The sequence below is a fragment of the Streptococcus australis ATCC 700641 genome, from assembly GCF_000186465.1.
GTDB lineage: Bacteria > Bacillota > Bacilli > Lactobacillales > Streptococcaceae > Streptococcus > Streptococcus australis.
Genome location: NZ_GL636091.1, coordinates 92614 through 103137, shown reverse-complemented (window position 1 = coordinate 103137; position 10524 = coordinate 92614). Strand labels below are relative to the sequence as shown.

The following is a 10524-nucleotide window of genomic DNA, read 5'->3' as shown; positions in this document are numbered from 1 at the left end:
TTTTTTAGTGAAAATGAAGGTTAGACAGGACATGAATGTCCTCACGTTAGAGGATAGAAATTAGGTATACTGAGATTACAAGGAAAGAAAAAAGGATCTTGGTGTCAGAAAATGGAAATTAGATTACACAATGTAAAGAAAAGCTACGGTTCCTTTGAGGCTTTGAAAGGAATTGATTTAGTTCTTGAGGAGGGGAAATTTTATGGACTTCTTGGACCAAATGGAGCTGGAAAAACAACGCTTTTTAATTTGTTGATTCAGAATTTCAAGCCAAGTTCAGGAGAGATTTTTTGGGAGGTAGATGGAAAATCCTTGTCAACGAAAGATTTTTATCGACATATCGGTATTGTATTTCAAAGCAATCGTCTAGATGATCATTTAACGGTAGAGGAAAACCTGATTTCTCGAGGAGCCTTGTATGGATTATCAAAATCACAAGTACAAAAGCGTATTAAAGATCTGCAATCCTATTTGGATGTAGCTACTCTTAAAAAGAAAAGCTATGGCAGTTTATCAGGAGGACAAAAACGAAAAGTAGATATTGCCCGAGCTTTATTGCCACAACCGTCTTTGCTCTTGTTAGATGAGCCAACAACTGGTTTAGATCCACAATCTCGTCATGATTTATGGGAAGCGATTCATCAGTTGAATAAGAAAGATAATATGACAGTCGTTCTAATTACACACTATTTAGAAGAGATGGCTGCTTGTGATGTCTTAAATGTCTTAATTGAAGGGAACTTGTACTATTCAGGAGATATTGCCAATTTTATTAAACAGCATTCAACCACTAACCTGAATCTTACGTTAAAACCAGGAAGATCACTGAAATCATTATCAGTTTCTACGTTTGCTAATAAGTGTCAGATCCTTTCGGAGGCAGAAGTCGTATGTAAGGATGTTTCCGTTGAAGAGATGATGGAAATTATTGCAGAAAATCAAGGAAAATCAATTATTGAAACGTTTAATGTAGAATATTCAAATTTAGAAGCAGCTTATTTGAACTTACTAAGATCTAAAGGAGGAGAAGGGAATGCTTGAATTAATCTCTAGAAATCGGAAAGTCTATACAAGAGATCGCTTAGCTTTCTTTATGTCCTTCTTATCAGTCATCATCTTAATCTTGGTTTATCAAGTCTTTTTAGGACAAATTCAGATTGATGCCATCAAGGAGGCTTTGAATAGTGATACCGCCTCTACGGACACCGTCCAGATGGTCAATTATTGGTTAATCTCAGGTTTAACGACCATTATTTCAATGACCAGTACTCTTGGTGCATTTGGAGTGATGGTTTCGGATAGAGAAAAGAAATTGAGTGAGGACTTTAAAGTCAGTCCAGTTTCTAACTTTAAAATTGAACTATCGTATGCGATCTTTGCGATTTTATTTGGGATTATTATGACCATGTTCTCTTGTATCTTTGCAATTGGTATGTTTAATGGTTTTAGTGCTCTTCTTGACTATTCTATGATGGACTACTTATCTATTTTAGGAGTTGTCACAATGGGAACGATGTTGTCTGCAACTATTATTCTGCCAATCCTAGCTTTTATTCGAACCAGTTCAGCATTTACAACTTTGAGTACAATAGTTGGAACTTTTATCGGATTCATTTCAGGTGTTTATCTTTCGATTGGATCCGTAGGAGAAAGCTTGCAACAGGTCATGTCCTGGTTCCCTTTGACACAAGTGAATGCACTACTAAAACAGATTTTAATGAAAGATGCAATTAGTAAAGTCTTTGATCATGCACCGTCTACAGTAATTACGAACTACAAAGAATCTTATGGGATTATCTTGAAGAATGCGAGTGGGGAACATCTATCGAGTCAGTCCATGTTTGCCTATATTTTCATTATTATAGTTGTTTTGCTGGGAGTTGATTTGATGATTAAAAAGATCAAAAAATGAAGTGAAACTTATACAATTACTCGATAGGCATTTAGATCAGTTGGCATCAATAACGATCTAAAAATAAGCCAATCATCCTAACCTATCACTAAAAAAGTTGATAGGTTTTTCTTAATCCTTTCTTAACTAGACCAATTTTTGATATTTTGAAGGTTGACAAACAGAAAAAAGCATTGTATACTGACTCCGCTGATAATTTTTCTATCGAATCAGACTAGACCAATTTTATAAATTGGCTAAGAAAATAAGGGAACTCAAGTACGGATACCTATTTTCTTTCATTTTTATAGAAGGAGAAAGCACAGCTTGTCTGTGTCGTGTATACTATGTGTGGAATTGTTGGTGTTGTTGGAAATACAAATGCAACGGATATTTTGATTCAAGGACTTGAAAAGCTTGAATACCGTGGTTATGATTCTGCGGGGATTTTTGTCCTAGGTGGTGCTGAAAACCATTTGGTGAAAGCGGTTGGTCGTATTGCGGAATTGTCTGCTAAAACGGCTGGTGTTGAGGGAACAACTGGTATCGGACATACTCGTTGGGCGACTCACGGGAAACCAACGGAAGATAATGCTCACCCACACCGCTCTGAGACAGGACGTTTTGTCTTGGTGCACAATGGTGTGATTGAAAACTATCTCGAAATCAAGGAAGAATACCTTGCGGGTCACCACTTCAAGGGACAAACAGATACAGAAATCGCCGTTCACTTGATTGGGAAATTTGCGGAAGAAGATGGCTTGTCAGTACTTGAAGCCTTTAAAAAGGCTCTTCACATCATCCGTGGATCTTATGCCTTTGCCTTGATTGACTCTGAAAATCCAGATGTCATCTACGTGGCCAAGAACAAATCACCACTTTTGATTGGTCTTGGAGAAGGCTATAACATGGTCTGCTCAGATGCTATGGCCATGATTCGTGAAACCAACCAATATATGGAGATCCATGACCAAGAGTTGGTAATTGTGAAAGCTGATAGCGTTGAAGTGCAAGACTACGATGGCAACAGCCGTGAGCGTGCTAGCTACACTGCTGAACTTGACTTGTCAGATATCGGTAAGGGAACTTACCCTTACTACATGCTCAAAGAAATTGATGAGCAACCAACGGTGATGCGTAAGCTCATTCAAGCCTACACAGATGAGGCTGGTCAAGTAGTGGTAGACCCAGCCATCATCAAGGCTGTTCAAGACGCTGACCGCATCTACATCCTTGCAGCTGGAACATCTTACCACGCAGGATTTGCTTCTAAGAAGATGTTGGAAGAATTGACGGATACACCAGTTGAACTGGGTATCTCCTCTGAGTGGGGTTATGGGATGCCACTTCTCAGCCAGAAACCACTTTTCATCTTTATCAGTCAATCTGGTGAAACAGCTGATAGCCGTCAGGTTTTGGTTAAGGCCAATGAAATGGGAATCCCAAGCTTGACAGTGACAAACGTGCCAGGATCAACCCTTTCACGTGAAGCCAACCATACTATGTTGCTTCATGCAGGTCCTGAAATTGCTGTAGCATCAACTAAGGCTTATACAGCCCAAATCGCAGCCCTTGCTTTCCTTGCAAAAGCGGTTGGTGAAGCAAATGGCAATGAAAAAGCCAAAGCTTTTGACCTGGTTCATGAGTTGTCTATCGTGGCTCAGTCTATCGAGTCAACCCTTTCAGAAAAAGAATTGATTGATGCTAAGGTTCGTGACCTTCTTGAAACAACACGCAACGCCTTTTACATCGGACGTGGTCAAGATTATTATGTAGCCATGGAAGCCAGTCTCAAGCTCAAAGAGATTTCTTACATCCAATGTGAAGGTTTTGCGGCTGGAGAGCTCAAGCACGGAACCATTGCCTTGATTGAGGATGGAACACCTGTTTTGGCCCTCTTGTCAGACCCAGTTCTTGCTAACCACACTCGTGGAAATATCCAAGAAGTGGCAGCGCGTGGTGCTAAGGTCCTCACCATCGCAGAAGAAAATGTTGCCAAAGATACAGACGATATCGTTCTTACGACCGTACACCCTTACCTCTCACCAATCTCAATGGTCGTACCAACACAATTAGTCGCTTACTTTGCAACCCTCCACCGTGGACTTGATGTAGACAAACCACGGAACCTTGCTAAATCCGTAACAGTAGAATAATCTAAGAGAGAGCGGGACAGAAATCGGTAATTCGATAGAATTCGATTTCGTCGTCCCACCTCCGCACAGTTGAGTAGGGCTGTAAAAGCTGATGAAATCAGCGTAGTAGAGCCCACTCAACCACTGCGTCTTGCTCGACAATCCAAAAACAATTGAGAGGCTAGGACTTTTGTCCCAGCCTTTTTTTAATAAGCAAATTTTTTGCAATTATAACTAATTAGTGATAAAATCCCAAAATAACTAATAATGAAACGAGTAAATCAGTATGGTAGAATTAGGAATTTCAACATTTGGTGAAACAACAGCCTTAAATGGGACTGGACAAGTATACAGTCATGATGAACGAATCCGTCAGTTGGTGGCAGAGATAGAGTTGGCTGATAAGGTTGGTTTGGATGTGTATGGCATTGGGGAGCATCATCGGGAGGACTTTGCGGTATCAGCGCCAGAGATTGTCCTTGCAGCTGGTGCGGTGAATACCAAGAAGATTCGTTTGACCAGTGCTGTCAGCATCCTCTCGAGTATGGATCCCATCCGTTTGTTCCAACAATATGCCACCATCGATGCCCTTTCAAACGGACGTGCGGAGATTATGGCTGGGCGTGGTTCATTCACCGAGTCCTTTCCTCTGTTTGGCTATGACCTGAAAGACTATGAAGCCCTCTTTGATGAAAAATTGGACCTGCTTCAGCTGGCAAATGAAAGCACCAAAGTGAACTGGCGTGGACAATTGACCCAAAGCATTGCTGGAAAAGAAGTCTATCCACGTCCAGTTCAGGAAAAATTGCCTCTGTGGGTAGCGACAGGAGGGAACGTTGAGTCAACCATCAAGATTGCCCGTGCTGGTTTGCCGATTGTCTATGCGATTATCGGTGGCAATCCTCGCTATTTTAAAAAGTTGATTCAAGCTTATCGTGAGATTGGAAGCGAAGCGGGTCATGCTGACAAAGACTTGAAAGTGGGAGCCCATTCTTGGGGGTGGATTGCTGAAGATGGCGAGCAGGCAGTGAAAGATTATTTCCATCCGACCAAGCAAGTGGTGGATGCGATTTCTAAAGACCGTCCGCACTGGCAGGAATTGCGTTATGAGCAATATCTTGAGCAGGTGGGGCCAAATGGCGCTATGTTTGTGGGAAATCCAGATCAAGTAGCAGAAAAAATGATCCGTATGATTGAGGATTTAGGCTTGGATCGCTTTATGTTGCACTTACCGCTTGGTTCTATGCCACATGATCAAGTTCTTCGAGCTATTGAACTTTTTGGAACGCAAGTCGCACCAAAAGTGCGTGCTTACTTTGTCATGAAAGAAGGGTAATAAAAACCCATGAAGGAAGAAACTTCATAGGTTATTTGTTTGATGGTGATAAGACATACTCTTGGATTGCTTTTGCTACGCCGTGCTCTTGGTTGCTACTGGTGACAACTTGAGCTTCCTTTTGGACGGCTTCAGGAGCATTTCCCATGGCAACTCCAAGTCCAGCCAGACGAATCATGGGGAGGTCATTGAAGTGATCCCCGATGGTCATGACCTGTTCTAAAGGGACCTGGTAATAAGCAGCCAGTTCAAGGACAGCATCTCTTTTTGAGACGGACTTGGCGGTGACTTCTAGGTAGTTTTCCTTTGAAAGGTAGAAAGCAGTCTGAGGAAATTCTTGTGGATCCAGCTTCTGATAGAGTTCTTGAATGTTCTGAGTATCGCCGATCAAGAGCAATTTATGTAGATGGAGAGCATCGTCAGAGAGGGTCTGAGAAAGGGGCTGTATCTGTGGCGTCTCACCAGTAATCGAAGCCTCAACTTGGGTCCACTGGTCCTCTCTGGAGTTAAACCAGACTGACCCACTATAACAATTAATCGAAATGCTGGAATCTAGTTCTTCCACACGATGGAGGAAGGTGCGGATCTCATCTTTGTTCAGGCTGTGTTCAAATAGAATCTCTTCTCCCTTGACGATGAGAGCTCCATTATAGCAAGCGATTGGTTCCTGGTGGACGCCCAATCTTCTTGCGATAGGAGCAATCCCGATAGGAGAACGAGCCGATGCCAAGATAAAAGGAATCTTTTTTTCTTGGAGCTTGGGGATGAGTTCGATGAGGTCGGGATCGACCTGATGCTGCTGGTCCAGAATGGTTCCGTCAATATCACTGACAATTAAACGAATGGAAGACATAGGCACCTCCTTTTTCTTTAGTATACCATATTTTAGGAGAATGAAAAGGAGGGGTATAGTTGATTCTTATAACGGGGTCAAGTAATTTTCAAAGTAGGTTCCTTTCTTCAAAAATAAAATAATAGATCAGAATGCGCGCAAGGCTTTATTTTCAAGGGCTTGCGCTTTTTTTGATACCTACCTCAATAAAGAAATTTTAAGGCCTTGATAGGGAAAATATATTAGTCAGCTACTTTTCGAGGTGATATCATGGTTACAAATTTCAGAAGGGCAGCAATCAGTCTTCCTTTTGGAGAAGAGATTGAGGAGGTTTCACGGTATGAGTAAAAAAGAATTGGTTCTTCGTGCCATTCGAGGCGAAGCAGTAGAGCGAATTCCTGTAGGATTTTGGCTCCATTATGTGACCCAAGAAGAAAAAGAATTGGGTCTAGACAATCCGGCCGTACTTGAAAAAAGTATCAAAGGACACCAACACTATGTTGAAGAAATTTCCCCTGATTTTGTCAAGATTATGAGCGATGGCTTCTTCCGCTATCCGAGTGCTCTTTATTCGAGAGAGATCACATCAATCCAAGAATTAAAGGATATTCAGCCCATCGGAGAGCATCATCCTTGGATTGAAAAACAAATTGAAGTGGTCAAGGAAATTCGTTCTCATTTTCATGAGGAGATTGCTTCTTTCTACAACATCTTCTCGCCCATTTCTTATTTGAAACGCTGGTTCCGGACAGATCATTCTCGCGGGGATCAAGTGATTGCGGACTTTATCAAGGAAGATCCAGAAACCTTGGCCCATGTACTTGATGTCATTGCTGAAGATATCGCTATTCTTAGTCGCCGCTTGATCCAAGAAGCGGGAGTGGAAGGGATTTACTTCTCAACTCAGCAGATCCAAGATGAGCGCGTGACAGATGAAGAATACCGCAAGATTATTGAACCGAGCAGTATCGCTGTCCTAGAAGCGGCCAATGAAGCGGGTGGCATCAATATCCTTCATATCTGTGGCTTTGAAGGAGCTAGCAATGAAGTGGAACTCTTCAAGGATTATCCAGCTCAGGTTATCAACTGGGCGACCCATCATGAAGGGATCAGCTTAGCAGAGGGGCGCAAGCTCTTTGGCAATCGCGCCGTCTTGGGTGGCTTTGTCAATGGTAAGAAAGGCTTGCTCTACCAAGGGGAACGAGCAACTATCGAGCAAGAAACCCGTCGCTTGGTGGCAGAAGCTGGAAGTCGCGGTTTGATCCTTGGAGCAGACTGCACCGTGCCAGACGATTTCCAATTGGAACGTCTTGATTGGGTGCGCCAAGCAGCTGTCTTATAAAAGAGAAAGGAGAGGGAGATGAAAAAAATCAATATTTGGTGTCTGATGCTGGTAGCTTTATTCCTAGTCCTAGGACTCGCAAAAGTTGCTGCCGCTAGCAGTCAAGAGGAAAGCAAAACGGATCCGGATGTGGAAAGACTGGAGAAAATTCCAGCTCATAGTCTCTCCCTCATTCGCCCGTCTGATCTAGCAGGAGTCCTGCTCCTAGAAGATCAGTGATAAAAAAAGATGAAGGGCTTGATAAAAAATATATATTAGTCAAATAAAAGTCCAAGTGTTAAGATAACTAGCAAGAAAAGAATAGAACGAGGTAAGAACATGTCCACAAAAAGAGAATTAGTTTTAAAAGCTTTCAGAGGGGAAGCGGTTGACCGTGTGCCAGTTGGCTTTTGGCATCACTTTACAAGGGAAGAAGAATGGTTGAAAGGTTTTTCCAATCCTGAAATTATTGAAAAAAACCTCAATGGTCATAAAAACTTCCTACACAAGGTCAAACCAGACTTTGTCAAACTCATGAGTGATGGCTACTTTGCTTATCCAAACCCAGCTATTTACAAGGGCCTTGAAAACATCTCGGATTTAGCAGGGATTGAACCCCTTGGAGCAGATCATCCATGGATCACAGAGCAGGTAGAATTGGTCAAAAAAATTCGCGCTGGTTTTGAAGAGGACATTGTAGCAATCTACAACATCTTTGCTCCAGTGACCTACTTCAAATGGTTGGTCGGAGAAGTGTCAGGTGGAGATGACTTGATCGCCAACTTTATCGATCAAGATGCAGCCACTCTTAAAAAAGTATTGGATACCATTGGCCAAGATATTGCAAGTTTGAGCCAACGAATCATTAAAGAAGCTGGAGCAGACGGGATCTACCTCAGTGTTCAAAGCATCCAAGATGCGCGTGTCAGTCAGGAAGTTTACAAACAAGTCATCGCGCCTAGTGAACTCCATGTCTTAGAGACAGCTAAGGAAGCCGGTGGCGTAAATATTCTTCATATCTGTGGCTACGAAGGAGCTCGCAATGATATCCATCTCTTCACAGACTATCCAGCCCCAGTCATTAACTGGGCAGTCGGACCCGAAGGGATTAGCCTAGCAGAAGGACGCGAAATCTTCGGTGGACGCACGGTTCTCGGTGGTTTTGAAAATGGCAAAACTGGTCTTCTCTACACAGGAGACAAGGCTGCCATCCAAGCAGAAACCAAACGCATCATAGCAGAGACAGGAACCACAGGCTTGGTCATCGGTGCGGATTGTACTATCCCAAGTGACATTGATGAAGAACGAATCGAATGGGTTCGTGAAGCTGCAGCAGAATAAGGAAAATAGAAAGCGAGAAAAGAGAATATGAGTAAAAAAACATGGATTATCGGTGGGGTGGCTGTTCTTGCCCTTGCAGGTGCAACGATTATTGGTCGAAGCTTGAACCACGCAAACGACAGCAAAGAATCAACAGGATCTAATAAAGTAACAACCTTGAAAGTGGCCCACACGCAAAACTACGTGCCGTATGATTTCGTTGATGAAAAAGGGGAATCAGATGGCTATGAAGTAGCTGTGCTCAAAGCTATTGACGAAAAGCTACCAGACTACAAGTTTGAGTATACTGGAACGAGTGACGACGACCTCTTGATTGGTCTAGAATCTGGTAAATACGATATTGGAACCAAAGGAGCTTGGTATACCGAAGAACGCGCCAAGAAATTTATCATTCCAAAAGAACCAATCGGAGCCAGTATCATCGGATTTACCGTACGGAAAGAAGATGCGGATAAATACAAGAACATCGATGATTTTGCTAAAGAAAAAGGAAAATTGGTTCCAATTTCACCACAAAATGCCCAATGGAATGTCATCAAAGAATACAATGAAAAGCATAAGGACCAACCAATCGAATTAACAGCTGCAGAATCTTTCAAAGTCGCAGATGCCTATGCTTGGGTTCTGGAAGGACGTTACGACGGCTTCTTTGACATCAAACTTTCCTTTGAAAAAGCTGTCACAGATAAAGATGGTTCTTACCACCAATATGCAGACAAACTGAGCTGGTTTGCCTACAAAGGAATTCCAACTTACCCATTGATTCATAAGGATAAGAAAAACGAAAAATTTGCGGAAGCCTACAGCAAGGCCATCAAAGAATTGGAAGAAGATGGGACGCTTGCTAAACTATCCGAAAAATATTTCGGTGAAGATGTCTTCAGTTATGTAGATAAAGAAAAATAAGAAGAAACTGGGTGCGCATAGCCCCAGCTTCCTTATTTCTATACGGATACAGAAAGGAAAAGAAACATGGTCTCATACGACATTTCCAAGGTCTGGACTTTTCTCCCAACCTTGGTCCAAGCCCTACCAGCGACCCTAGCTTTGATGGTGTTAACGACGCTTCTAGGTTCGGCATTTGGCTTGGTTTTGACCTGGGCACAAGTATCAGAAGATAAGGTAGGAGCAGGTCTGGCCAAAGGCTATGTCTTTACCTTGCGTTGTACCCCTCCGATTGTCTTGCTCTTTTTGGTCTTTTATGGACTGCCCCAATTTTTGAACTGGTGGTTGGGCATTGACATTGACCACTGGTCCAAGTTTGTCTTTGTCCTGATTGCCATGTTTCTTCTCTTTGCGGCAATGATTTCTGAGGTCTTTAAGGCAGCCTATTTGGCCATTCCAAAAGGTCAGATGGAAGCGGGCTTGAGTATTGGTTTGACACCAGCTCAGACTATTTGGCGGATTGTCCTTCCACAAGCCTTTCGCGTGGCTCTTCCAAATATGACGACTGCCATCTTGAACCTCATGCGCGATGCGGCATTGGCTTATACCATTGGCTTTATCGATATCATGGGAGCAGGAAACAACTTGATCAGTCGCAATCTTGGAAATTATTCCCTCGAGACCTATACAGCCGTAGCAGTGATCTACTGGGCTATTGCCCTTGTGATTTCCTTCTCCGCTCAATTGCTTGAAAAACGACTCAGTGTAACAGAAAGGTAGCTT

The 10524-nt window shown here is 42.6% G+C and carries 10 protein-coding genes; 9 read left to right on the top strand and 1 reads right to left on the bottom strand.

Going from position 1 to position 10524, the window contains the following annotated elements:
• Positions 1-111 precede the first annotated feature (111 nt).
• From HMPREF9421_RS00505 to HMPREF9421_RS00490, 4 genes are all read left to right on the top strand, one after another.
• Positions 112-1041, top strand: coding sequence for an ABC transporter ATP-binding protein (locus HMPREF9421_RS00505; protein WP_006595047.1), 930 nt, complete (start codon positions 112-114; stop codon positions 1039-1041).
• A complete protein-coding gene (locus HMPREF9421_RS00500) occupies positions 1034-1912 on the top strand; it encodes an ABC transporter permease (protein ID WP_006595046.1) in 879 nt (292 codons plus the stop codon). The genes HMPREF9421_RS00505 and HMPREF9421_RS00500 overlap by 8 nt, the downstream gene beginning before the upstream one ends.
• A 326-nt stretch (positions 1913-2238) precedes the next feature.
• Positions 2239-4047 (top strand): glutamine--fructose-6-phosphate transaminase (isomerizing), encoded by a 1809-nt coding sequence (gene glmS, locus HMPREF9421_RS00495; protein WP_006595045.1) that lies wholly within the window; start codon positions 2239-2241, stop codon positions 4045-4047.
• 265 nt (positions 4048-4312) lie between these two features.
• Positions 4313-5362 (top strand): LLM class flavin-dependent oxidoreductase, encoded by a 1050-nt coding sequence (locus HMPREF9421_RS00490; RefSeq protein WP_006595044.1) that lies wholly within the window; start codon positions 4313-4315, stop codon positions 5360-5362.
• Between the two features lie 31 nt (positions 5363-5393).
• Here HMPREF9421_RS00490 and HMPREF9421_RS00485 read toward each other — a convergent pair whose 3' ends face one another.
• On the bottom strand, positions 5394-6215 hold the full coding sequence (locus HMPREF9421_RS00485) for a Cof-type HAD-IIB family hydrolase (protein WP_006595043.1): 822 nt from the start codon (positions 6213-6215) through the stop codon (positions 5394-5396).
• Positions 6216-6534: 319 nt separating this feature from the next.
• Here HMPREF9421_RS00485 and HMPREF9421_RS00480 point away from each other — a divergent pair, with 319 nt between their 5' ends.
• From HMPREF9421_RS00480 to HMPREF9421_RS00460, 5 genes are all read left to right on the top strand, one after another.
• Complete coding sequence (locus HMPREF9421_RS00480; protein WP_006596959.1) at positions 6535-7536, top strand: uroporphyrinogen decarboxylase family protein; 1002 nt, start codon at positions 6535-6537, stop codon at positions 7534-7536.
• A gap of 18 nt (positions 7537-7554) precedes the next feature.
• Positions 7555-7755, top strand: a complete 201-nt coding sequence (locus tag HMPREF9421_RS00475) for a hypothetical protein (protein WP_006595041.1) — start codon at positions 7555-7557, stop codon at positions 7753-7755.
• Between the two features lie 99 nt (positions 7756-7854).
• Complete coding sequence (locus HMPREF9421_RS00470) at positions 7855-8856, top strand: uroporphyrinogen decarboxylase family protein (protein ID WP_006595040.1); 1002 nt, start codon at positions 7855-7857, stop codon at positions 8854-8856.
• Positions 8857-8883: 27 nt separating this feature from the next.
• Positions 8884-9762 carry a transporter substrate-binding domain-containing protein gene (locus HMPREF9421_RS00465; protein WP_006595039.1) on the top strand — a complete coding sequence of 293 codons (879 nt, stop codon included), beginning with the start codon at positions 8884-8886 and terminating at the stop codon, positions 9760-9762.
• Positions 9763-9828: 66 nt separating this feature from the next.
• Complete coding sequence (locus tag HMPREF9421_RS00460) at positions 9829-10521, top strand: amino acid ABC transporter permease (RefSeq protein ID WP_006595038.1); 693 nt, start codon at positions 9829-9831, stop codon at positions 10519-10521.
• Positions 10522-10524 lie beyond the last annotated feature (3 nt).